General features: G+C 65.6%; 17 protein-coding genes. 6 read left to right on the top strand and 11 right to left on the bottom strand.

Annotation, left to right across the window (positions count from 1 at the left end):
- Positions 1–147 precede the first annotated feature (147 nt).
- Both AAFG13_RS39775 and AAFG13_RS39770 read right to left on the bottom strand, forming a co-directional pair.
- Positions 148–1,581 carry an aldehyde dehydrogenase family protein gene (locus tag AAFG13_RS39775; RefSeq protein WP_223968086.1) on the bottom strand — a complete coding sequence of 478 codons (1,434 nt, stop codon included), beginning with the start codon at positions 1,579–1,581 and terminating at the stop codon, positions 148–150.
- A 305-nt stretch (positions 1,582–1,886) separates the two neighbouring features.
- Positions 1,887–4,253, bottom strand: coding sequence for a transketolase (locus AAFG13_RS39770; RefSeq protein ID WP_342710380.1), 2,367 nt, complete (start codon positions 4,251–4,253; stop codon positions 1,887–1,889).
- Between the two features lie 142 nt (positions 4,254–4,395).
- Here AAFG13_RS39770 and AAFG13_RS39765 point away from each other — a divergent pair, with 142 nt between their 5' ends.
- The 3 genes from AAFG13_RS39765 (at position 4,396) to AAFG13_RS39755 (ending at position 7,392) form a co-directional block, all read left to right on the top strand.
- Positions 4,396–4,857, top strand: coding sequence for an Lrp/AsnC family transcriptional regulator (locus tag AAFG13_RS39765; protein WP_024579268.1), 462 nt, complete (start codon positions 4,396–4,398; stop codon positions 4,855–4,857).
- Positions 4,858–5,348: 491 nt separating this feature from the next.
- On the top strand, positions 5,349–6,977 hold the full coding sequence (locus tag AAFG13_RS39760; RefSeq protein ID WP_342710379.1) for a Spy/CpxP family protein refolding chaperone: 1,629 nt from the start codon (positions 5,349–5,351) through the stop codon (positions 6,975–6,977).
- Between the two features lie 220 nt (positions 6,978–7,197).
- Positions 7,198–7,392, top strand: a complete 195-nt coding sequence (locus AAFG13_RS39755; protein ID WP_249131232.1) for a hypothetical protein — start codon at positions 7,198–7,200, stop codon at positions 7,390–7,392.
- Positions 7,393–7,513: 121 nt separating this feature from the next.
- On the opposite strand, the gene AAFG13_RS39750 is transcribed toward AAFG13_RS39755, so the two are convergent.
- Positions 7,514–8,686, bottom strand: a complete 1,173-nt coding sequence (locus tag AAFG13_RS39750; RefSeq protein ID WP_342710378.1) for a fumarylacetoacetate hydrolase family protein — start codon at positions 8,684–8,686, stop codon at positions 7,514–7,516.
- A 147-nt stretch (positions 8,687–8,833) separates the two neighbouring features.
- Here AAFG13_RS39750 and ppk2 point away from each other — a divergent pair, with 147 nt between their 5' ends.
- On the top strand, positions 8,834–9,781 hold the full coding sequence (gene ppk2 / locus AAFG13_RS39745) for a polyphosphate kinase 2 (protein ID WP_212311270.1): 948 nt from the start codon (positions 8,834–8,836) through the stop codon (positions 9,779–9,781).
- A 320-nt stretch (positions 9,782–10,101) separates the two neighbouring features.
- The gene (locus AAFG13_RS39740; protein WP_212311271.1) at positions 10,102–10,980 is read left to right on the top strand and encodes a transporter substrate-binding domain-containing protein; all 879 of its coding nucleotides are present in this window, start codon (positions 10,102–10,104) and stop codon (positions 10,978–10,980) included.
- Between the two features lie 216 nt (positions 10,981–11,196).
- Here AAFG13_RS39740 and AAFG13_RS39735 read toward each other — a convergent pair whose 3' ends face one another.
- From AAFG13_RS39735 to AAFG13_RS39700, 8 genes are all read right to left on the bottom strand, one after another.
- The gene (locus AAFG13_RS39735; RefSeq protein ID WP_097670409.1) at positions 11,197–11,865 is read right to left on the bottom strand and encodes an amino acid ABC transporter permease; all 669 of its coding nucleotides are present in this window, start codon (positions 11,863–11,865) and stop codon (positions 11,197–11,199) included.
- A 70-nt stretch (positions 11,866–11,935) separates the two neighbouring features.
- Entirely contained in the window at positions 11,936–13,195 is a 1,260-nt protein-coding gene (locus AAFG13_RS39730) for an FAD-dependent oxidoreductase (RefSeq protein WP_212311272.1), read from the bottom strand.
- Between the two features lie 4 nt (positions 13,196–13,199).
- The gene (locus AAFG13_RS39725) at positions 13,200–13,958 is read right to left on the bottom strand and encodes an SDR family oxidoreductase (RefSeq protein ID WP_342710377.1); all 759 of its coding nucleotides are present in this window, start codon (positions 13,956–13,958) and stop codon (positions 13,200–13,202) included.
- A gap of 165 nt (positions 13,959–14,123) precedes the next feature.
- Positions 14,124–15,206, bottom strand: coding sequence for a zinc-binding dehydrogenase (locus AAFG13_RS39720; protein WP_342710376.1), 1,083 nt, complete (start codon positions 15,204–15,206; stop codon positions 14,124–14,126).
- Positions 15,207–15,325: 119 nt separating this feature from the next.
- Positions 15,326–19,591, bottom strand: a complete 4,266-nt coding sequence (locus tag AAFG13_RS39715; RefSeq protein ID WP_342710375.1) for an autotransporter domain-containing protein — start codon at positions 19,589–19,591, stop codon at positions 15,326–15,328.
- 196 nt (positions 19,592–19,787) lie between these two features.
- On the bottom strand, positions 19,788–20,777 hold the full coding sequence (locus AAFG13_RS39710; protein WP_312011372.1) for a DMT family transporter: 990 nt from the start codon (positions 20,775–20,777) through the stop codon (positions 19,788–19,790).
- Between the two features lie 193 nt (positions 20,778–20,970).
- The gene (locus AAFG13_RS39705) at positions 20,971–21,810 is read right to left on the bottom strand and encodes an aldo/keto reductase (protein WP_342710374.1); all 840 of its coding nucleotides are present in this window, start codon (positions 21,808–21,810) and stop codon (positions 20,971–20,973) included.
- A 259-nt stretch (positions 21,811–22,069) separates the two neighbouring features.
- Positions 22,070–23,554: an aldehyde dehydrogenase family protein gene (locus AAFG13_RS39700; protein WP_342710373.1), complete on the bottom strand. Its 1,485-nt coding sequence runs from the start codon at positions 23,552–23,554 to the stop codon at positions 22,070–22,072.
- A 117-nt stretch (positions 23,555–23,671) separates the two neighbouring features.
- On the opposite strand from AAFG13_RS39700, the gene AAFG13_RS39695 reads away from it, so the two are divergent.
- Positions 23,672–24,757, top strand: a complete 1,086-nt coding sequence (locus AAFG13_RS39695; protein WP_212311277.1) for a substrate-binding domain-containing protein — start codon at positions 23,672–23,674, stop codon at positions 24,755–24,757.
- Positions 24,758–24,822: the final 65 nt, after the last annotated feature.

The raw sequence follows: 24,822 nt of genomic DNA, 5'->3' as shown, positions 1-24,822 counted from the left end.
CGGCCCGAGCCTGCTCAACCAAATGCATCGGTGGTTATGGGTCCCGGCCTTCGCCGGGACGACGATGAAAACTTCTACCTTCCATAACGTCTGACGCCGGAGCAGTTGCCTGCCCCGGCGCCAAAATCGTGTCTCTCGTGGCTCGGCTTACGCGGCGTTGTAGCCGGCGACGGCCTTGGCCTCGAGATACTCTTCCAGACCGTAACGGCCCCACTCGCGGCCGTTGCCGGACTGCTTGTAGCCGCCGAACGGCGCGGAGCGCTCGTTCGGCACGCCCTGCAGGTTGACGTTGCCGGCGCGGATCTGGCGGCCGACGCGGCGCGCGGTTTCCACGGTGTCGGCCGAGACGTAACCGGCGAGACCATACGGCGTGTCGTTGGCGATCTTCACCGCCTCAGCCTCGTCCTTGGCGCCGAGGATGGTCAGCACCGGTCCGAAGATTTCCTCGCGGGCGATCGTCATGTCGTTGGTGACGTCGGCGAAGATGGTCGGGCGGACATAGAAGCCCTTGTTGACGCCCTCGGGCAGGCCCGGGCCACCGGCGACGAGCGTTGCGCCCTCGTCGATGCCCTTCTGGATCAGCGCCTGGATCTTGTCCCACTGGCCGCGGTTGACCACGGGACCGATCGTGGTGCCGTCGGCGCGCGGATCACCGGCCTTGGTCTTGTCGGCGACGCCCTTCGCGATCGCGGCCACTTCCTTCATCTTGGAGAGCGGCACGATCATGCGCGACGGCGCGTTGCAGGACTGGCCCGAGTTGTTGAACATGTGCATCACGCCGCCGGTCACCGCCTTGGCGAGGTCGGCACCCTCGAGGATCACGTTCGGCGACTTGCCGCCGAGCTCCTGGCTGACGCGCTTCACGGTCGGGGCCGCACGCTTGGCGACATCGACGCCGGCGCGGGTCGAGCCGGTGAACGAGATCATGTCGATGTCCGGATGCTCGCTCATCGCAGCACCCACCTCCGGGCCGAGGCCGTTGAGGAGGTTGAATACGCCCTTCGGCACGCCGGCTTCATGGAGGATTTCCGCGAAGATGAGCGCCGAGGTCGGGGTGAACTCCGACGGCTTCAGGATCATGGTGCAGCCGGCGGCGAGCGCGGGCGCGACCTTGCAGGCGATCTGGTTGAGTGGCCAGTTCCAGGGGGTGATCATGCCGATCACGCCGACCGGCTCGCGCACGATCACGGCGGTGCCCATGGTCTCCTCGAACTCGTACTTCTTGAGCACTTCGAGGGTGTTCATGAGATGGCCGAGGCCGGCTCCGGCCTGCAGCTTCTCGGCCATCGGCAGCGGAGCGCCCATCTCGTCGGAGACGGCCGCGCCGATCTCCTTCATGCGGCCCTTGTAGACCTCGACGACCTTGGTGAGCAGCGCGACGCGCTCCTCGCGGCTGGTCTGGGAATAGGTCTCGAACGCGCGCTTGGCGGCGGCGACTGCCTTGTCGACATCGGCCTTGGAGCCGAGCGCAATCTCATACATCGCTTCTTCAGTCGCCGGATTGACGACGGGGGTGGACTTGCCTTTGACGACCGGATCGACCCAGGCGCCATCGATGTAGAATTGCATACGATTGACCATCGGAAACCTCTTGTAGGGGGCGTATGGATAAGGGGAACGGAAAGCGTTCGGCAGGCATCCTTGCACGAAAGCAGGGCGAATTGAACCCGCCATATGCGGGGCGCGGCTCGTGCACGCCCACGGCATATAATGTCGCTGCCGCACCGGTGGCAAGGTTGGCTTCGTCGCCCCGGCGAAGGCCGGGGCCCATAACCACCGACGGCAATTGGTAATGGGTCCTGTTAGAACGAGTCGCGCTTACTTACTACCACTTGTGGTCATGGATCCCGGCCTGCGCCGGGATGACGATGAGGAGAGATCCCTCGTCACACCGCCATCTTGCGATGCCGCACCGGGGCGCCGATCGACACGCTTTCCGCCGCGTCGATGATGGCGTTGGCGTCGATGCCATAGTGCCGGTAGAGGTCGCCGATCGTCCCGGTCTGGCCGAAATGCTCGACGCCGAGCGCCTCGACCCGGTGGCCGCGCACGCTGCCGAGCCAGCCGAGCGAGGCCGGATGGCCGTCGATCACGGTCACGATGCCGCAGTCGCGGCCGAGCGGCGCCAGCATGCGCTCGATATGACTCAAATGCTGCGTGCCGCGGCGGTCGCGGCGCAAATTCCGTGCGGCGGACCAACCCGCATAGAGCCGGTCGGCAGAGGTTACCGCCAGGAGACCAACATCGCGGTGGCTCTCGCCGATCAGGCCGACCGCCTCGATCGCCTCCGGCGCGACGGTGCCGGCATACGCAACAACGATGTCGCAGTTCGGGCCCGGCTTGCGCATCCAGTAGGCGCCATCGGTGATGTCGCGCTGCAGGTCCGGTGTCATGATCCGCTGCGGTTGCTCCAGCGTCCGGGTCGAGAGTCGCAAGTAAACCGAACCGCCCTCGGCGCCCTCGCGCTGCATATGGCCAAAGCCCCAGCCCATGATCACGGCAAGTTCATCGACGAAGGCCGGATCGAACGAGGCGAGCCCGTCCTGCCCGATCCCGATCAGCGGCGTCTTGATCGACTGATGCGCGCCGCCTTCCGGCGCCAACGAGATGCCTGACGGCGTCGCCGCCACCATGAAGCGGGCGTCCTGGTAGCAGGCATAGTTCAACGCATCGAGGCCGCGCTCGATGAAGGGATCGTACAGCGTTCCGACCGGCAGCAGCCGCGCGCCGTTGATCTGCTGCGACAGGCCGAGCGCCGACAGCATGATGAACAGATTCATCTCGGCGATGCCGAGCTCGAGGTGCTGGCCCTTCGGCGAATATTCCCAGGTGTAGGCTGACGGAATCTTCTCCTGCCGGAACAGGTCGTGGTTCTCCGCCTTCGCAAACAGGCCGCGGCGGTTGACCCAGGCGCCGAGGTTGGTCGACACCGTGACGTCGGGCGAAACGGTGACGATGCGCGACGCAAGCTCGCTGTCGCCGCGTGCGAGCTCATGCAGCACCAGGCCAAAGCCCTGCTGCGTCGACATCTGCGCGGAGGCCTTGAAGGCCAGCCGCTCCGGCACCTCGATTTCCGGCGCCGAGAGACGACGGCGTCCCTCGCGGTTGAATGGCGCCTCGGCCAGGAACGCCTCGAGCTTCGCGGGCTCCTGCGACAGGCCCTCGAACTTGTCCCACTCGTGGCCGGTGCGGATGTTCTGCGCGGCGCGCCACTTCTCCATCTGCGCCACCGTCATCAGGCCCGCGTGGTTGTCCTTGTGGCCCTGCATCGGCAGGCCGACGCCCTTGATGGTGTAGGCGATGAAGCAGACCGGACGATCATGGTCGATCGCCTCGAAGGCCTCGATCATGCTCGCCATGTCGTGGCCGCCGAGGTTCGACATCAGCGCCAGCAGCTCGTCGTCGCTGCGGCGATCGATCAGCGCCGACACGTCACCCTGGTCGCCGATATCGTCGCGCAGATGCTTGCGGAACGCCGCGCCGCCCTGGAAGCAGAGCGCCGCGTACATCTGGTTCGGGCAATTGTCGATCCAGCGCCGCAAGGCCTCGCCGCCCGGCTCGGCAAACGCCTCGAGCATCAGCTTGCCGTATTTCACGATCACCACGTCCCAGCCGAAATTGCGGAACATGGTTTCGAACTTGGCCCACAGCCCCTCGCGCACCACGGCGTCGAGCGACTGCCTGTTATAGTCGACCACCCACCAAGTGTTGCGCAGGCCGTGCTTCCAGCCCTCCAGCAGCGCCTCGAAGATGTTGCCCTCGTCCATCTCGGCGTCGCCGACCAGCGCGATCATGCGGCCCTCGGGGCGGTCCTGCATCCAGCCATGCGCCTTGACGTAGTCCTGCACCAGCGAGGCGAACAGCGTCTGCGCCACGCCGAGCCCGACCGAGCCGGTGGAGAAATCGACGTCGTCGGTGTCCTTGGTGCGCGAGGGATAGGACTGCGCGCCCTTGTAGCCGCGGAAGTTCTCCAGCTTGTCGCGGGTCTGGTGGCCGAACAGATACTGGATCGCGTGGAACACCGGGCTCGCATGCGGCTTCACCGCGACGCGGTCCTGGGGCCGTAGCACCGAGAAATACAGCGCCGACATGATGTTGGCGAGCGAGGCCGACGAGGCCTGATGGCCGCCGACTTTCAGCCCGTCGGCAGATGGCCGCACATGGTTGGCGTGGTGGATGGTCCACGACGACAACCACAGCACCTTTCGGGCCAAAGCGGACAGCATGTCGAGGCGTTCAGGCGCGATTCCCATGTCAGTGTTCCTGGCGATGCTCCGGGCGATATCTCGGATGTTACTGCCGCCGCGGCCGCCGAAAATCTCAATTCCACGCGACAGCACAGGAAAAATTGGGATAAATTCCCACAATCCGGCCCTCACCTGCGAGTTCATCCCAATGCCTGCCCTCGACGCCATCGACCGCAAGATCCTGAGTCTGCTCCAGACCGACAGCCGCATGACCATGCAGGAGCTCGCCGACAAGGTCGGGCTGTCGGTGTCGCCCTGCCACCGCCGGGTCAAGCTGCTCGAGGAGCGCGGCGTGATCTCTCGCTACATCGCGACCGTCGATCAGAAATCGCTCGGGCTGCATGTCTCGGTCTTCATCTCGATCAAGCTGGCGCGCCAGAAGGAAGAAGACCTCAACCGCTTCGCGCGCGCGATCTCGAAATGGGACGAGGTGCTCGAGTGCTATCTGATGACCGGCAACCGCGACTACCTACTGCGCGTCGTCGCCGCCGACCTCTCCTCCTATGAAGCGTTCCTCAAGAACAAGCTGACCCGGCTCGACGGCATCGCCTCGATCGAGTCGAGCTTTGCGCTGAGCCAGGTGAAGTATTCGACCGCGTTGCCGGTGTGAGGGCGCTGGGTTAATAACTCCAGCCGTGCCAACACCACAGTGTCGTCCTGGCGAAAGCCAGGACCCATAACCACCGCATTTGGTTGTGAAGGGAATCTGGCCCCAGCGTCATGCAACGACGAACAATTGGGGTAATGGGTCCTGGCTTTCGTCAGGACGACGATGAGTAAGTCGCAATTCAAGTTGTCACACCACGCGGTGTCATCACCCGCGCATGCGGGTGATCCAGAGACGTCCGTGCTTGAGCCGAGAAGCCGCGGCGTACTGGATCAGCCGGGCGATGACAGATGTGGATGGGGACGCAGTTGCGCATCCGTACGCCGGGAAACGCAGTGATTGGCACCTCAGCCGCGGTGAGCCAAGCCGGATGTTGCCCTCGCCCAGGTTCCATCCGGCAAATTAGATCGCCGCGACCAGATCGTCGCGGGAACCCGGCGGCGGCCTTCGATGTTGATGTCAGGCATCACTGAGTATCCGAAGGGTGAGGAAAGATGCTGAGGGCTGCCCGCTGCAGACACACCGTGCTGGCACTCGCCACGATCCTCGCGGTCGCGGCATCGGCTGCGCTGCTCGCAGGCAGCGCCGATGCTGCTCGCGGTGGCGGTGGCGGTGGCGGCCACGGCGGTGGAGGTCATGGCGGTGGCGGCTTTCATGGCGGCGGGGGCGGATTTCATGGTGGCGGCGGTGGCTTTCATGGAGGCGGAGGCGGCTTCCACGGTGGTGGTTTCCACGGCGGCGGATTCCACGCCAGCGGAGCGCGTGGCGGCGGCTTTCACACCATTCATCCCGCTGCACGAGCCGGCACGCGGCTCGGTAGCGGCTCCGGCGCGCGTCATAACCAATTCCGGCCTGCCGCTCATGCCGCGCGCGTCGCGCCGAGCGTAGCCGCCGGCCGCCATGCCGCCTCGCCCGCCGCGATGCGGCACAATGCGAGCGCCGTGGGGCACGCGTTGGCCTCGCACCAGGTCCGCGCGGCGATGCAGAGACCGGGCGGCTTGCGCAATCCGATGACGCGCGCCGCGATCACGACGGCCGCCGCCGGAGCTGCCATGGGTGGCGTTGGATGGTGGCGCCATCCGAATGGCGGCTATGGCTGGGTCGGCCCGATCTTCTGGCCCTATGCCTATTACGATCTTTATGACTACGCCTGGTGGGGCGGGGGCTATGACCCGTACTTCTGGGATTACGGCTATGGTGATCTCTATGCCGGCCTGTTCGGTCCCTATGACTACGATGCCTTGAGCGGCTATGCCTATTACCTGCCCGGCTACGCCGGTCCCCGGCCGCCGGCCACGGGTCGATCGCGCGCCACCGCTCAGACCACAACCCTTGCCGACATGTGCGGCAGCGACAGAAGCGATATCGCGGGCTTCCCGATCGAGCAATTCCGCAGCGCCATCCAGCCCAATGCGGAGCAGAGCACCGCGCTCGACGACCTCACCAACGCATCGCAGAAGGCGTCCGCGACCATTCTCAATTCATGTCCCAAGGACGTGCCGTTGACCGCGCCGAGCCGCCTCGCCGCGATGCAGCAGCGCCTCCAGGCCATGCGCGACGCAGTCGGGATTCTTCAGCCGGCGCTGGAGAGGTTCTATGGGCTGCTCAGCGACGATCAGAAAGCGAAGGTGACCGCGCTGGTGGCAGATCAGCACCGCGGCCAGCATGAGGCGACGGGGGACAACGGCAACTGCAATACGGCGCAGCCCGCCGCCATCGCATGGCCCGGCGACATCATCGAACGCAACGTCAAGCCAACCGATGCACAGCGGGCGAGCCTCGATGCCTTGCGGGACGCTGCGACAAAGGCCGAGGACACCCTGAAATCGTCCTGTCCGCCCACCGATGCGCGCACGCCACCGGCACGCCTTGCGGCGGTCGGAGCCAGATTAGATTCCATGCTTCAGGCGATCGGAACGGTACGTCCGGCCGTGGACACTTTCTACAGCGCGCTCAGCGACGAGCAGAAGGCCGCGTTCGACGCCGTTGGCCCCGAGCGGGACGGCGGCAGGAGCGCGATGGCCGCCGCAGGCGGTGACGAACCGCCGCGAAGCCGTCATCGCCGCCATCACCATCATGGCCCAAATGTCGGCGGCATGATCTTCCGGATGATCGGCTTGTAAGGCTCGCCATCGCCTCGCGCCTAGGGTGGTGACATCATCCCGCGATGTCTCAGCGGGGCAACCTGCCGGAGCCACCAGGCTACGGCGCGATCCACATGCCAACCACGATGATGGCCAGTGCGACGGCAATCACGAGCATGTCGGTCGTGAGCCAATCAGGCATTCCATTCGATGGCTGCTCGCTCATGTCCGCGACTCCTTCTGTTCGCGTCGAGCCCGTATGCTGAAGCGAAACAGCGTGAACGAGGATGAACTGGATCACACATGGGCGCGACAAGCGGTCGCTCCGAATATCATGCATCCGCGCGCCCTCAAGTTGCAGCACGCGATTGATCTGCCGCGCAGGTTTCTGAACATGTTCGACAACGCCGGCGGCGACAGCAAGCAAGATAGCACGTCAGCGCGCAGCGCGTAGGGTGGGTTAGCCGAAGGCGTAACCCACCATCTCTGCTGCAGGCGACACGGTGGGTTACAGGGAGTTTATCATCGGGCCGCCCTTGGGGCGGACCCGTCCACCCTACGCGTAGCGCTCATCCTCACAGCACCTTGCGCTGCGCGAGATTCTTCATCAGCGCGCCAACGCCGAAGGTCCAGGGCTCGCATTCGTCGCTGCCCCGCATGCGGTTGACGAGCTTGCCGAGCTGGGGCGCTTCGATGGTGACGATGTCGTCGCGCTTGTGGGTGAAGCCTTCGCCCTTGGCGTCGCGGTCCTTGACCGGTGCGAACATCGTGCCGAGGAACAGCGCAAAGCCGTCGGGATATTGATGCACGGGCCCGATGGTCTGGGCAACCAGATCGGTCGGGTCGCGGCTGATTTTGGAGATCGAAGAATGGCCCTCGAGCACGAAGCCGTCGGCGCCCTTCACGGTGAGGCCGACATCCATCTTCCTGACGTCGTCGAGCGAGAAGGTCGCGTCGAACAGCCGCAGCAGCGGGCCGATCGCGCAGGAGGCGTTGTTGTCCTTGGCCTTCGACAGCAGGAGCGCCGAGCGGCCCTCGAAATCGCGCAGGTTGACGTCGTTACCGAGCGCAGCGCCGACGATCTTGCCGGCGCCGGAGACGACAAGCACGACCTCCGGCTCCGGATTGTTCCAGGTCGATTTCGGATGCAGGCCGGCATCCATGCCTGACCCGACCGAGGACAGCGTCGGCGCCTTGGTGAACACTTCGGCGTCGGGACCGATGCCGACCTCGAGATACTGGCTCCAGGCGTTCTGGTCGATCAGCACCTGCTTCAACCGCATCGCCTGCTCGGAGCCCGGCTTCAGCTTGGAGAGATCGTCGCCGACCAGGCGCACCACCTCCTTGCGGATAGCCTCCGCCGACGACGGGTTGCCGCGCGCCCGCTCCTCGATCACGCGCTCCAGCATCGAGATCGCGAAGGTGACGCCGGCGGCCTTCAGCACCTGCAGGTCGACCGGCGCGAGCAGATGCGGTCTTGTCGCGTCGCGACCATCGGGCGGCGTGTTGGCGAGGATGGCGTCAAAATCGCCGATGCGCTCGCCGCGCGTGGCATGCAACGCGGCCGCAGGATCGGCTTCCTCGCACAGCGCGCTCACGGTGGGGAAGCGCGCGGTGACGTCGAACACGCCGTCACCCCGCACCGCGACCACGGCGGGTCCGCCCGCCTGCGGCAGCCAGACCCGTCCGACCAGCGTGCCGGCGGTGCCGTCCTCGGGCAGGACGTCTTTTGGCGTGAGCAAAATCATCGGCGTCTCCTTTTTTGATCTTGTCATCGCTTGTTAGCACAGTCCCGCCCGCTGCGTGAAACAGAGGTCATGCCAATGTCATAGAGGGGTAACATCGCCCGTCAATGCTTCCGTCGATCCATCTAACATACTGAAAGACGGACCTTCATGACCGCCTCCGACCTCACCGACGAAGCCACCCGAGATGAAGCCTTGCGCGACGAAGCCTTGCGCGCCCGCATCCACCAGGAGATGGCCGACAGCCTCGACGAGGAACTCGAGCTGGAGCTCGACGACGTGAGGCTCGACGAGTTCGACCACGACGGGGCCGCCGGAAGCCCGTCGATCGATCGCAAGGTCTACTTCCGCGAATTGCTGCGGTTGCAGGGCGAGCTGGTCAAGTTGCAGGACTGGGTGCAGCACGAGAAGAAGAAGGTCGTCGTGCTGTTCGAGGGCCGCGATTCCGCCGGCAAGGGCGGTGTCATCAAGCGCATCACCCAGCGGCTCAACCCGCGCATCTGCCGTGTCGCGGCGCTGCCGGCGCCGAACGAGCGCGAACGCACGCAATGGTATTTCCAGCGCTACGTCTCGCATCTGCCGGCCGGCGGCGAGATCGTGCTGTTCGACCGCAGCTGGTACAACCGCGCCGGCGTCGAGAAGGTGATGGGGTTCTGCAACGACGACCAGTATGAGGAGTTCTTCAGGTCGGTGCCGGAATTCGAGCGCATGCTGATCCGCTCCGGCATCATCCTGCTGAAATACTGGTTCTCGATCACCGACGAGGAACAGGCGTTCCGCTTCTCGATGCGGATTCACGATCCGCTGAAGCAGTGGAAGCTGAGCCCGATGGATGTCGAGGCGCGGACCCGCTGGGAGCTCTACACCAAGGCCAAGGAAACGATGCTGGAGCGCACGCACCTGCAGGACTCGCCGTGGTGGATCGTCGATGCCGTCGACAAGAAGCGCGCCCGGCTGAACTGCATCTCGCACCTGTTGACCCAGATCCCGTATCAGCAGGTCACGCACCAACCGGTGGTGCTGCCGCCGCGGGTCCGCAACCCCGACTACCACCGCGGCCCGATCCCGCCGGAGATGTACGTGCCGGGAACGTATTGATCGGACCGGGCGAGACTGCGCTCCCTCGCCTCGTTCTTACGGGGAGAGGGTTGGGGTGAGGGGCTGCCTCCGCAAGTACGACGACAGACGAGCCCGCGGAGACTCCCCCTCACCCGGATTGCATCTGCGATGCGACATAGCCGAAGCTCCGCTTCGGCGTTCTTGAGAGACGGCCGCAAAAGGCGGCCTTCGCCTCTCCCCGCACGCGGGGCGAGGTGAAGAAATAGCCACCCCTCGCCTACCAATGGCGCAGGCGCGCGCACTTGCTGGCACCGGATACCGACGCTAGGCTTCCTCCGATCTGGTGCAGGGAGGCCCGCTTGACTCAATCCGACGACATCACAATTTCCGAAGATCGCCGCGACGCGCTGCGCTATGCGCTCGGGATCGGCAGCGGCGCGGCGCTGGCGGCCGCCATGGCAACCCCGGCCTCGGCGCAGACCCAAGCCGACAACACCCTGGATCGCATCAGGGCCAACAAGGTGTTGCGGATCGCGGTGCTGCCGGGCGAGCTGCCCTATTTCAACAAGGATCTCGCCACCGGCACCTGGTCCGGTTTCTCGATCGAGATGGCGAACGACCTCGCCAAGCTGCTCGACGTCAAGCTCGAGTATGTCGAGTCGACCTACGGCAATTCGATTCTTGATCTGCAGGCCAACAAGATCGACCTCGGCTTTGCGCTCAACCCGACCCCGCAGCGGGCGCTGGTGGTGGATTTCACCAACCTGGTGTTTCCGCATCCGTTCGGCGCGATGCTGAAGAAGGGCCTGGAGGCCAAGACCTGGGCCGACATCAACAAGCCCGAGGTCAAGATCGCGGTTGACGTCGGATCGGCCAATGAGGCGGTGGCGCGGCGCTTTGCGCCGAACGCCACCATCAAGTCACTGAAGTCGCGCGACGAGGTGATGCTGGAAATGTCGTCGGGCCGCGTCGATTGCGTGGTCAACGCGCTGGTGCTCGGGCTGACCGCGATCGCCAAGAACCCGAACCTCGGCACCTACAAGATCCTGGCCTCGCCCTCGGTGACGATCGCGAGCGGCATGGCGGTGCGGCGCGAGCAAGACAAGCGCTGGCGCGATTTCCTGTCCGTGTGGGTCGACTATAACCGCGGCATCGGCCAGATGCGCGAATGGTTCGTCAAGGGCCTCGGCCTCGCCGGCGTCAAGCCGGAGGACGTGCCGGTGGAGCTGAGTATCTAGCCGCGCGCTCGTCTTCACCTCGCCCCGCTTGCGGGGAGAGGCGAAGACCGCCTTTGGCGGCCGTCTCTCAAGAACGCCGAAGCGGAGCTTCGGCTATGTCGCATCGCCAGATGCGATCCGGGTGGGGGGTACAGGTCTCACCGCGATCCAGACTCGTGGAAGCAACCCCTCATCCCGACCCTCTCCCCGTAAGAACGGGGAGAGGGAGAAGAACGATCACACCTTGTCGTAGGTCAGCCCGCGCTCCAGCCGCCTTGCCACCAGCGTCGAGGGAAACAGGATCGCGAAATAGATCAGCGCCACGATGGTGTAGACCTCGAGCGGCCGATAGGTGTCGGCGTTGATCAGGGTGGCGTTGTAGACGAGATCGGGCACCGCGATGATCGAGACCAGCGAGGTGTTCTTCAGCTGCGTCACCGACTGGTTGACATAGGGCGCCATCATCGGCTTCAGCGCCTGCGGCAGGATCACGAGCCGCATCAGGCGCCAGCCGCGGAAGCCGAGCGCCTTCGCCGCGTCCCACTGCCCGACCGGCACGCTCTCGATCGAGCCGCGTACGATCTCGGCATAGAACGCGCCGCCATAGAGCGACAGCACACTGACCGCTGCGACATGCGCCGGGATGTTGACGCCGATCACGACCGGAAACGCGTAGTAGAACCAGATGATCTGCACCAGCAGCGGCGTGCAGCGGAACAGCTCGATATAGGCGATCAGGAGCCAGTCGATCACCGGAATGCGCCGCAGCCGCAGCATGCCGACGATCAGGCCGATCAGAGTCCCCAGAATGATGGTGCCGATTGTGTAGGCCATGGTCCAGCCGAGCCCGAGCCAGAACAGATGGCTGTACTTGGCGAGGATCCCGAAATCCCAGACGTAGTTCATCCTGCCCCTCGGTTGCCGCGCGTCTTGCGCTCGCCTTGCGTTCCCAGCATCGCAGGCGGCCTCGCGCGAGTCACGCGATATACCGGCCCGGCGAAAAGGCCTTCACGTCGAATGGCGGCGCGGCGCCTGCGATCATTGCCGCGACCGCGGCGCCCGTTCCCGGACCGGTGGTGAAGCCGATATGCTGGTTGCCGAAGGCGAGCCAGAGACCGTGATGCCGCGGCGTTTCGCCGATCATCGGCAGGCTGTCCGGCAGCGTCGGCCGCGCGCCGCGCCAGCGCTCGCCGACCGCTTCGCCGAATTCGACCACGCTGCGCGCCATCGGCACCACCGCCTCGAGCTGCGCATAGTTCGACGGCGCATCGCGCGCGGTCAGCTCGACGCCGCTGGTGACGCGAACGCCCTGCTCCATCGGCGTCATCAGAAATGCCCCCTCCGCATCATGGATCGGCCGCAGCAATTTGCGTGCCGGGTTCGGCACGAAATGTTGGTGATAGCCGCGCTCGAACGCCAGCGGCACGCGATAGCCGAGCGGCCGCAACAATTCGGCCGACCACGGCCCGAGCGCGACCACGACGTGGCGCGCGGCGATCGCGCCGTCGGCCAGCTGCACGCGCCAGCCGTCGTCTTGTTGTTCGATCCGTCGGATCTCGGATCGCCGCACGGTGCCGCCGCCGGCGGCGAGCATCTGCGCATAGGCCTTGACCACCGCGCCCGGTGAATCGACCGATGCCGTCTGGGTGTGCAGCAGGCCCGTGCTGTAGGCGGGGATGATGTTCGGCTCGAGCGCGGAGATCGCCTGGCGATCGAGCACCTCGCTTTTGATGCCGAATTCGGCGAGTGCCGCCTGCTCGGCTTTGGCGGATGCAAGCCCGTCGCCGCGCCAGGCCTTGAGCCAGCCGGTCTCTCTGATGCGATGGCCGGCGCCCGCCTGCACGATCCAGTCGCGATGCAGCGCCAGCGATGTCCCGATCAGGCCGTGCAACGCGGCGGCGCGCGGCCTGGTCTGCGACGGTGTCGCCGCGGCGAGGAAGCGGATCACCCAGCCGGCATTGGCGAGCGCCCACGGAAGATTCCAGCGCAGCGCCGGATGCGTGTTGGTGAGATATTTCGGCAGGTTCTTCAAAAGCTGTGGCGTGTTGAGCGGCAGGATCGAGCCGGAAGAGATGATGCCGGCATTGCCGTAGGAGGTCTCGCTGCCGGGCTCGCGGCGGTCGACGATGACGACGGAGAGACCGCGCTGCCGTGCGGCAAGGCCGGCCGAGACGCCGACCATGCCTGCGCCAAGCACGACGACGTCAGCCTGCTGCGCTATCGCACCCTCGCTCATGCCGTCACATCAAGGTCAGGCCACCATCGACCGGCAGCGTGGCGCCGGTGATGTGGCCCGCTTCCGGCGACAGCAGGAAAGCCACGACCGCGGCAACCTCGTCGGGCTCGGCCAGCCGCTGCATCGGATTGGCTTTCGCCACCCGCTCCCAGGTCGAGGAATCCAGCGCGCCGAACAGGCCGGGATCCTTGCGCGTGTAGCCGGGCATCACGGCATTTGAGGTGGCGCCCGATGCTGCGAGCTCGATTGCGAGCGACTTCACCAGCACTTCGAGCGCAGCCTTGGCGGCGGCCGATCCCGGATAGGTTGCGCCGGGCACAAAACGATGCGGCCCGAAGCTCGATACCGCGACGACGCGGCCTTGCGCGCTGCGCGCGAGATCTGGCAGCCCAGCCGCCGCGATTTCATGAAATGCAGCCGCCATTACGGCAAAGGCACGCTCCAGCGCCTCGCGCGGCAGGCTGGCGAATTCGCGGCGGTCGGCAAAGCCCGCGGCATGCACGATGCTGTCGATCGGCCCGAACGCGGCGCGCGCAGCCGCGACCAGCGACGTACCCGCACCGATCCCGGCGAGATCGCCGGTAGAGACCGCAACCTTCGCGCCCTTGCTACGGCATTCCTCCGCAACCGAATTCAGGCGCGCGAGCCCGCTGGCTTCGGCGCCCTGGCCATGCAGCATCAGCCCCTGATCAGGGCCGGCAAGCCGGCGTGCAACGGCGGCGCCGATGCCGGAGCCGCCTCCCGTGATGATTGAAACGCGCATGAGGTAGATGCTTCCAGACGACAGCGAACTATAGATTCGGTGTCACGAAATGCAAACCGCGCGGCCGATCTGTGGGGTGGGTTAGCGCAGCGTAACCCACCGACTTCGTGTCTTGAAAAAGATGGTGGGTTACGCCTTCGGCCAACCCACCCTACAAAACCGTGCTCAACGCCACGGCTCGACCAGGATCTTGGTGTGCGCCTCGGGATTGGCGAGATCGGCAAAGGCCTGCGCGACGCCGTCGATGCCGACGCGGCCGGTGACCAGCGATGCCGCATCGACCTGGCCTTCCGCGATCAGGCGCAGCGAATAGGCGAACTCCTCCGGCGTGTAGCCGAGCACGTACTGGACGTTGAGCTCCTTGATGATGCCGAGCATCGGCTCGGACTTGTCGGTCTCCATGCAGACCCCGACCACCACGACGCGGGCGCTGCGCGGGGCGCCCTCGAACACCTGCTGCAACACGCCGGGCACACCGACGCATTCGAAGATCAGCGCCGGCTTCAGCGGCGGCAACAGTGCCTGCATCGGCGGCCGCGCTGCCTTCTCCGCTTCGGTCATCTGGGCGTGCTCGGCCCAGCTCGCATAGGGCTGCGTCCTGGCGGGATCGACCACGACATCGGCGCCCATCTTCTCGGCGAGCGCGCGCCGCGCCGGCGAATAGTCTGCGGCAACGATCGGGCCGAGTCCCTTGATCTTCAGCGCCGCGATCACCGCAAGGCCGACCGGCCCGCAGCCGATCACCAGCGGCACCTCGCCGCCTTTGATGTTGGCCATCGCCACCGCATGGACGCCGACCGCAAGCGGCTCGGTGAGCGCGGCGTGCTCGGCGGCAAGCCCGTTCGGCACTTCGAGCAGCAGCGGCTCGCTGAGCAGCATCTGCTCGGCATAGGCGCCGAGATAATCGTTGGAATAGCCGATGCCCTTGGGCCCCTCCGGCGTCAGCAGCGCCGGCAGCGAGCAGACGCGCGTGCCGGGCTTCAGCTTGCGCGTGGTGCCCGGGCCGTAATCGAGGATCTCGCAGCAGAACTCGTGGCCGAACACGACGTCGCGCGACAGGTCCATCGGCGTACGGCCCGGCAGGAACTTGCTCAGCTCCACCATGCGGTGGGCGTGCTTGCGTGCATGCAGATCGGAACCGCAGATGCCGCAGGCGAGCGATTTGACCAGCACCTGGCCGGCCCCCGGCTTCGGCTCCGGCATCTGGTCGACGACAATCTCGCCGTTTCTGAAGATCGCTGCGCGCATGTTTCCTCCCGCGTGGGTTTTGTCCCACTCATTTTGATGCGTATTTCGCCCCGCGAAATACACTATCGCGGATCAAGTCCGCGACAGGCGTTCGCTGCGGGAGGCTATAGCACGGAGGGTCACCACGTATAGCGCATAACGCCCTTGCCGGCGTAGGACTGGGTGACGTTGGAGAATTCACCCTCGAAAGTCGCAGCCGCCGACCAGCCGTTGCGCCACTTGATCTCCGCCGAGGCGGTGGCCAGCGCGGACTCGCTGGCCTGCGCCGCACCGTTGACCACGAAGGCCGCCCCCGGCAGCGCCTGGAACACGGCCGCGGCGCTGCGGTTCGGGTTGAAGTCGTGCGCCCAGGCGACGCGGCCGCGCAACGTCACGATGCCGCCATCGACCGCGAAGGATTTGTCCGAGCGCAGGCCGAGCTCGCTGCGCGTGTCGGTGACGCTCTTCGCCGCATAGTTCAGCGCGAAGGCACCGCCACCGGAAACCACGCTTTCCGCATAGCCTGGCAGCTCGAAGCTGGTGAATTGCGCCGCCGCGTAAGGTGTCAGCCCGATCCAGGGCGTGGCGGCGCGATAGCCGCCTTCGAGCCGGCCCGACCACGCATTGGCGTTGAAGTTCGCCCGCAGATGGTCGACGCCCGCCGCGGTGACGATGCGGTCGGTGGTGATGTCCTGCCAACCATAGGCGAGCCCGGCGCTCAGATACGCCGCGCCGACGGTGTGGCGAACGAACGCGCCGGCCTGGAACAGGTCGGAGCGGCCCCAGCCGAGACCGTTGGTGCTGAAGCTGGTGGCGCCGCCGGCGAGCGCAAAGCCTGCAATGGTGTTCGGCGAGAAACGGTAGTCGGCGCCGACTGCGGTGCCGTAGACGCTGCTGCTGGTGTTGTTCGAGCCCAGCACCGCATTGCCGCTGGTGGTCTGCGAACCGCCATAGCCCGCTGTCCAGATGCTCCAGCGCTGCTCGAAGTCGGGCTGCTGCGGCGGCGGTGCCTTGGAGTAAATCGCGGCCAGCGCATCGCGTGGCTCGGTCGTGCGCGCCGCATACGCCAGCGACGCGCTCTCCTCGGCAAACGGCGTAGCGCTCGCGCCGCCACCAAAACCGCCATCGCGCCCGGCGACGAACGGATCGGTCAGCAGACCGAGGAACTGGTTCATCGCGTTGAACGTCGCCTGCTGCGAGCCGGTCGCGCTCTCGCCCGAGGCCTGGGTCAGGCCGTTCGGCGAGAGTCCCGCATAAGCCACGTTGATGCCGCCATTGGCATTAAAGAAGTTCTGCAGCGTCGCGGCAACATTGATCTGGTTGACGTTGAGCTTCGATTTCACGGCGTAATCGAGCGCGAAATTGAGATAGGCATTGTTTGCGTCGTAGCCGAGCGTTGCAACCAGACCCGACGGCAGCCCGGTTGAAGCGACACCGGCGAACACGCCGTTGCGACCGCCGGCCGCCGACAGGATGGTGTATTGCCTGGCGATCGTGCTGCCGGCAGCGATGCTTACACCCACCGATCCGGCAAGCGCCGCGGTGCCGGTCACCTTGGCTGATGTGGCGGCGGTCGCATTGAGCCCGACCAGATACAGCGCGCCAGACTGGAAAGCGAGATTGCCCGCCACGTTGAGGAATGTGCCCGGTGTCGCATTGCCTGGCAGCAAAATGCCACCGCTCGCAATCGTCGTATTGCCGACGGTGCCGATACCGGAGAGCGCGCCGCCTGAATTCACCGTGACTGAACTCGACGACACGATCGAACCATCGACTTGCAGGACGCCGCCATTGACAACGGTAGCTCCGGTATAGGTGTTGACACCCGAGAGATTCAGCGTGCCGCTGCCGGTCTTTTCCAGATTGCCAGGCCCGGCCGGGCCGCAACCGCAGGGATTGGAATCCGCGATCACGCCGCTGACGACTGTCGAGAGATTGTTGCCACCGACCGCGAGCGTATTGCCGCTACCGATGTAGTAGGTGCCCGAGCCCGCGATCGAACCTGCCGTGATGCGACCATCACCGTTCGGCCCAAGGCTGCCGCCGAAGTCGACATAGCCGGTTCCCTGGGTGATGAACTGCGCGGCACCGCCGGTCGCGTTGTCGACGAACTTGACGCTCGCGCCGCTCTCGGTCGTGATCACGGCGTTTCCGGCCGTCGCATACGCGGCAAAGACCAGCGCGCCGCCGGACCGGTTGGTGATCGTCGCGTTGCCTGCGGTCGGCGCCTCGGTCGCGTCGCCGATCGGGCCGAAATAGGTCAAGCCGCTGTTGTCGATGGTCGCGTTCGCCGCGGTGCTGCTCTGGAAGAAACTGATATAGCCGGTGGCGGACGTCGTCATCTTCGCCGACGCCGCCGACGAAAATCCGAGGAAATACGTCGAGCCGACGTTGTTACCATTGGTGTTGTCACCATTGGTAATGGTGGAATTGCCCGCGGTGCTGCTGTCGCCAAACACCGTGGCGCCGAAATTCCGGTTGACGATCACGGCCGTCGACGCCGTGGTGGAATTGTGGAACGTCGTGCTGGCGAACCCGTTGAAGCCGTCGTTGACGATCTTGGTGATGCCCGCCGTGTTGGCGTTGACGATCTCGAACCTGCCGTTGACAGTGACTTCGCCGACGATCGAGGCGGTGTGGCTGGCGTCGCCGAGTTGCAGCGTTGCGCAATTGCAGATCGTGGTGCCGCCGGCATAGGTGTTGGAGCCTGTCAACACCACGCGGCCGACGAAGGCCGAAGCGCCCAGCACTGACAGTCCACCGGCGCCGCCAATGTTGCCCGAGTAAGTGAAGGTGGATCCGTTGCCGTCGATGCTGCCGCCGGTAGCGTTGACCTGTGCGTTGTTCGCGATCGTGTAATTGCCGCCGGCCTGCAGCGTCCCGCCGTCGAAGGTCAGTAGGCCGGTCCCGATCGCCGACGAGACGATCGCGCCCGGCGTACCCACGGTGTCGACGCCGACTAGCAGCACGCTGCTGCCGCCGGCAACGCCGCACGCAGTGCCGCAGATCGTGGTGCCGCCGGTATATGTATTCGCTCCGGACAGCACCAGCCTGCCGCCCCCGTTGAGCACGATATCGCCGGCACCGCTGATAGGCCCCGACATCGCGTTTGTGGTACCGGCGGCGACGGTGATGATGGGATCGCTGTTGATGACGATGGTGTTGGCGATGTTGACGCCGTTGCCGTCCAGCACCAGCCTGGTGAGACCGGCAAGCGTCTCGCCCATCTTCAGCGTGCCGCTGCCGAGTGCATTGCTGTTGCGGATGACGAGCGTCGATCCGTCGCTCACCGAGGTGCCGCCGGTGTAGGTGCTGGCGCCGGTGACGATCAGCGAGCGCCCACCATCCAGCTTGACGGCAACCGAGGCGTCGGTGGCCAAGCCATTGAGGCCCGTGATGCCGGAGATGGTGACATCGCCCGACGCGCCGGCCGCGCTGGTTTGCAGGAACGTCAGGCTGGCACCGACGCCATTTGCAATCGCAAGATTGCCACTGAGCATTCCACCGATCGACGTCAGCGTATTGGTTCCGCCGGTGAAGCCGATCGCGTTGCCCTGCGCACCCGGGCCGCCGCCGCCGGTGATCGTCCCGCTGTTGATGATGGTCAAGCCGCTACCGACGATTCCGGAACCGCCCGTGCCTGCTGCACCGGGCTTCCCCCGCGTGCCGCCGGTGGACGGCTCGCCTTGATTCGCGTCGATATCGGACACCTGCGCGCCGCCACCACCGCCCGCGCCACCCGAGATCGAGCCGGAATTCCTGATCGTTGCGCCTGGCGCACTGACGACGATGCCGGTGCCGCCGTCACCGCCGCCGCCACCGACATCACCGGCGCCGCCCGCACCGCCATTGCCGCCTGTGATGCTGCCGCTGTTTGAGTGGATTCCTGCGCCGGTGATGGTGAATGCACTGCCGCCCGCACCACCACCACCGCCGCCGCCAGCGACTTGGGCTGAAGGGTTCGAGGCGTTGACGCCACCGTCGCCGCCCCTGCCGCCATTGCCGCCCATCAATATCCCGGTGTTGTTCAGCGTCGCGCTGGACGTTCCGCTGAGACCGCCGCCGCCACCGCCACCACCACTCGCGGTAACTGAACCGATCGTTCCAGCAACGCCATCCTGTCCGGCCACGCCACCGGCACCGCCGCCGGGAGAGGCGTTAATCCCGCCGGGGCCGCCGGCACCTCCGGCGGCGCCTTCAGCGCCGCCGCCACCACCACCACCGGTGCATTGGCACGAGCGATTCGGAGCGCCGCCGTCGCCGCCGACACCACCGCTCACACCGGGAGTGCCGCCGGCGCCGCCATGTTGTCCTGTCGACTGATAATTACCCTCGCCGCCGACGCCGCCGTTTTGTGCGACAACCGGCCCGGCGAGCAGAGCGGTTGAAAGGATGATCGCGACCATCAACCAGCCTCGCAGACGGATTCGCGCGCAGCCCCACTCCCGCATTGCCCCAGCCCCAAATCGATAGCGCCGCGCGGACGCGGCTTGACCCGAATGGGCTATCTTGCAACTCGCGGGAGGCGCGTCTTCTCAAGCCGTGCACGGTCAGCGCATCAGGTCGGATTCAGGGCATCTGTTGTAAAATGGATACGCGTGGTCAGGCGTTCGGCGACGGCTCGCTGGCCACCGCCAACACTTGCGAGCGGCGCATGCGCTCGCGATGCGCGGTGTAGAGGCCGGAGGCGACGATGAAGCCGGCGCCGAGGATGGTCCAGTAATCCGGCACCTCACCGAAGATCAGGAAGCCGAGGATGCTGACCCACAGCAGCTGCGTGTAGGAGAACGGCGCCAGCACCGAGGCATCGCCATAGCGGAACGCCAGCACGACGATCCACTGTCCGACGGTGGACGCGACGCCAATCAGGATGCCGAACATGATGTCGTGCCAGGTCGGCGTGACCCAGACGAACGGCACCAGCGCGCTGACGATGGCGACGCCGACGATCGACGAATAGGTCATCACCGTGATCGGACGTTCGCTGCCGCTCATCATGCGCGTCAGGATCAGCGTGGCGGCCCAGGCCAGCGCCGAGACGAGCGGGAAGACAGCCGCTGGATGGAAGGCGCTGGTGCCCGGTCGCAGGATGATGAACACACCGGCGAGGCCGACCGCGGTTGCAATCCAGCGTCGCATGCCGACCTTCTCGCCTAGGAAAGCGATCGACAGCGCGGTGACGAACAGCGGCGAGACGAAACTGGTGGCCGAGGCCTCAGCGATCGGCAGGAAGCCCAGCCCCGTGATGAAGATCAGGGAGGAGCCGAGCAGCGCGGCGCCGCGCAGCACATGCAGGCCGGGACGGCTGCTGCGCAGCGCAAACAGCGGCGTGCCCGGCAGCATCGCCGGCGTCATGATCAGCGCGAACACCAGGAAGCGGATCCAGGCGATCTCAATCGAAGGCAGCGAGGACGACAGATATTTCGCGGTGACGTCGGAGGTGCCCAAGAACACCGTCGACAGCAGGATCAGCGCAATGCCTTTGAACGGCCGGTCGGTGCGGGCCGGCGCCTTGCGTGCAACAGATGTCTTCGCGGGCAATGCAAGAGGAACGCTGTCCAGCCTGGCGGCTACGGCGGGGGGCGGTGTCACGGCAATCTCGAACGCGAAATAAGGGGAATCTGCTGTTCGTACAGAACGCCAATTCCGCCGCAAGAACAATGCCCGAAAACGGGACTCCGATATGCACCAGCGTGCGCGACCGCCCGCCGCAGCCTGCGCGCGGCCGCAACTGCAACAGTTTGTTAAGAACTGTGTGGAGCCGGCTTCCAGTGAATCCCGCGAATTACAGCATCGGCAGCGAGCGCGGCTTCGGCCCGCGCGGGAACGCCGCGTCGAGCGCGGCGATCTCGTCGCCGCCGAGCTTGAGCGTTCCCGCCGCGGCATTCTCCGCCGCGTGGTCCGCGTTCGACGCTTTCGGGATCGCGAGCACCGACGGCAGCCGCGTGAGGAAGCTCAGCGCGACCTGGCGCGGCGTCGCCTGGTGCGCCTGCGCGATCGATTGCAGCACCGCGCCTGATTTGCTCGATAGCGCGGGAAAATCATTGTGGCCAAACGGCGAGTAGGCGACCACGGCCACGCCATGCCGCTCGCACCACGGGATCACGGCGTGCTCGATGGCGCGCTCGCGCAGATGGTAGAGCACCTGGTTGCAGGCGATCTTGCCCTCGCCCGCCACATCGAGCAGTTCATCGAGATCGTCTGCGTCGAAATTGCTGACGCCCCAGGAGCGGATCTTGCCGGCCGCGATCAATTCGTCGAACGCCGCGACCGTCTCGGCGAGCGGATAGGTTCCGCGCCAATGCAGCAGATAGCAATCGAGGCGATCGGTCTTCAGCCGCTTCAGCGAGCGCTCGCAGGCGGTAATGGTCCCACGGCGCGAGGCGTTGCTCGGCAGCACCTTCGAGACCAGGAACAGTTCGTCGCGGCGGCCGGTGATCGCGTCCGCAATCACGAGCTCGGCGTCGCCATACATCTCGGCCGTGTCGATATGCGTCATGCCGGCGTCGATGCCGCGCTTCAGCGCAGCGATCGCCGCCTTGCGGTCACCGCGATCGAGATACCAGGTGCCCTGCCCGATCACCGAGACCCGCGGGCCGTTGTTGCTGAATTTTCTTGTCTGCACGACCGCCTCGTTCTAGCTCGCCCCACGCCGAACGATAGTGCAAACGAGTGACACTGTCTCTTCATCGTCGTCCCGGCGAAGGCCGGGACCCATTACCACAAAAGTCAGTTGTGAAGGTTGCTGCGGCCCCAGCGTGGTCCAACAACGTAGATTTGGGGTTATGGGTCCCGGCCTTCGCCGGGACGACGGCGAATATGTTGCGCGCTCTCACCAATCCCAACAGCGCGGATCCTCCGATCCGCGCTCGCGTTACGCGCGGTCACACGTTGAGATTCATCCACACCGCCTTCGGCTCCGTGAAATTGTCGAGCGCGGCGGTGCCGTGCTCGCGGCCGAGGCCGGAGTCGCGTTCGCCGCCCCATGGCAACCGCACGTCGGTATAGCCATAGGTGTTGATCCACACCGTGCCGGCGCGGGCCTTCTTGGCGAAGCGCTGCACGCGGCCCATATCGGCGCTCCAGACGCCGGCGGCGAGGCTGTAGGCGGTGCCGTTGGCGATGCGCAGCGCATCGGCCTCGTCCTTGAACTTGATCACGCTGACGACGGGACCGAAGATCTCCTCCTGCGAGATGCGCATCTCGTGTGCGACATTGGCGAACACCGCGGGGCTGATGAAATAGCCGCGGTCGCCGACGCGTTCGCCGCCGGTGGCGAGATGCGCGCCCTCGTTCTTGCCGATCTCGACATAGTCGAGGATCGAGCGCATCTGCTTCTCGGAGATGACAGGTCCGAGCACAGTAGCGCGATCCGCGGGATCGCCGATGCGCAAGGCTTCTGCGCGGGCGACCAGGCGCTCGACCACTTCGTCATAGGCGTTTTCCTGCACCAGCACGCGTGAGCCGGCCGAGCAAACTTGACCGGCGTTAAAGAAGATGCCGGCCGCGGCCGCCTTTGCGGCGGCCTCGAGATTGGCGTCGTCGAAGATCACATTGGCGGACTTGCCGCCCAATTCGAGCGAGACCCGTTTGAAGTTGCCGGCGGCGCCCTTCATGATGCCGCGGCCGACGCCAGGCGAGCCGGTGAACGTCACCTTGTCGACATCGGGATGATTGACCAGCGCGTCGCCGACGACGCGGCCGGGTCCGGTCACGATGTTGAGCACGCCCTTCGGCAGTCCGGCCTCGAGCGCGAGCTCGCCGATCCGCAGCGCCGACAGCGAGGTCAACTCGGCCGGCTTCATCACCACCGTGCAGCCGCAGGCCAGTGCCGGTGCGAGCTTCCACATGCCGATCATCAGCGGGAAATTCCACGGCACGATCGCGGCGACCACGCCGACCGGCTCGCGCACCGTGTAGGTCAGCGCATCGTCGCGCGTCGAGACCACGTCGCCGCTGATCTTGTCGGCCCAGCCGGCGTAATAGGTCAACGTATCGATCGCGGCAGGAAAATCCTGGCGCAGCACCGCCGATATCGGCTTGCCGGCATCGAGGCTTTCCAGGGCTGCGATCTCGTCGGCGTGCTGCTTCAGCAGCTCGGCCCATTTCAAGAGGATATGGCCGCGCTCGGCGGCGCGCATGGTGCGCCACGGGCCTTCGAAGGCGCGGCGGGCGGCGGCGACCGCGCGGTCGACGTCGAGCTCATTGCCTTCGGCAATGGTCGCGATCACCTGCTCGGTGGCGGGATTGAGGGACTTGAAGGTCTTTCCGGACAGCGAGCGGACACGGGCGCCGTCGATCACCAACAGCTCGTCCCGGACGGTCGGAGCGTGGTGGGCGTCGCGCTCATAGTCATATGCAACCAACATCATATTTCCTCCTGGTATTGTGACTCAACGTAGGAAGCTTTTGATCGCAGTAAATATGATATCTTGTGCCTATTGGTATACCAGGATATGAAGTCAACTTCATAGGTGGTGACCACGATGCTGCAGATCGAGATCGAGACCGTCTGGCGCTTTCGGAAAGAGAACAGCCCGCAGACCGCGGTCGTGATGCTCGGCATCCTCAACGAGATCAGGAAGACCGGGAAGATCACCAGCGCCGCCACCGATGCGCAGCTGTCCTATCGCCATGTCTGGAATCTGATCGAGCAATGGTCCGGCTTCTTCGGCGTGCCGCTGGTGGAGACCCAGCGCGGCAAGGGTTCGAAGCTGACGCCGTTCGGCGAGAAGCTGGTGTGGGCCGGCGAGCGCATGCAGGCGCGGCTCGGATTGCAGCTCGAGAACCTCGCGCAGGAACTGGTGACCGAGATCAAGCCGTTCCTCGCGCAGCGGCCGCAGGTCATCCGTGTCCATGCCAGCCACGGCTTTGCCGTGTCCAAGCTGCGCGAGTTCCTCGATCGCGAAGGCGGCGTGGGCGTCGATCTCCGTTACGTCAGCAACCAGAACTCGCTGGTCTCGCTGGCGCAGGGCGCCTGCGATCTCTCCGGCGTGCATCTGCCGCACGGCGAACTGCGCGCGCGGGGCATCAAGGCCTGCCGGGAATGGCTCGACCCGCGCGAGGACCGTGTGATCAACTTCGTCACGCGCGAGATGGGCCTGATGGTCAAGCGCGGCAACCCGCTGAAGATCACCTCGCTGAAGGATCTGGTCGAGCGCAAGGCCCGCTTCGTCAACCGCGACCATGATTCCGGCACGCGGCTGCTGTTCGATCAATTGCTGACGCTGCACAAGATCCCGCAAAGCCGGATCAATGGCGCCCAGCACATGGAGTTCACCCATGCCGCGGTCGCCGCCTATGTTGCAAGCGGCATGGCGGATGCGAGTTTTGGCGTCGAGGCCGCCGCACGGCAGTTCGGCCTCGATTTCATCCGGCTGCTCACGGAGGACTACTTCTTCGTCTGCAAGCGCGCGTTCCTCGAGACCGAGCCGATGCAGCGCGTGCTCGACATCATGAAGAGCAGCGAGTTTCACAAGGCCGTGGGCGCGCTCCCCGGCTATGTCGCCTCGAATACCGGCGCCGTCAGCGGCGTGAAGGATTTTCTCGAGAAGATGCATTCCGACCGCTGATCAGCCCTGTGCCGTGGCGGCTGGACTCGCCGCGATCCGCTGCGCTATATTTGATATTATATAGC

It is taken from the genome of Bradyrhizobium sp. B124, from assembly GCF_038967635.1.
Lineage (GTDB): Bacteria > Pseudomonadota > Alphaproteobacteria > Rhizobiales > Xanthobacteraceae > Bradyrhizobium.
Note: the sequence above shows the minus strand (reverse complement) of the source record. Positions and strands in the feature narration are given on the sequence as shown.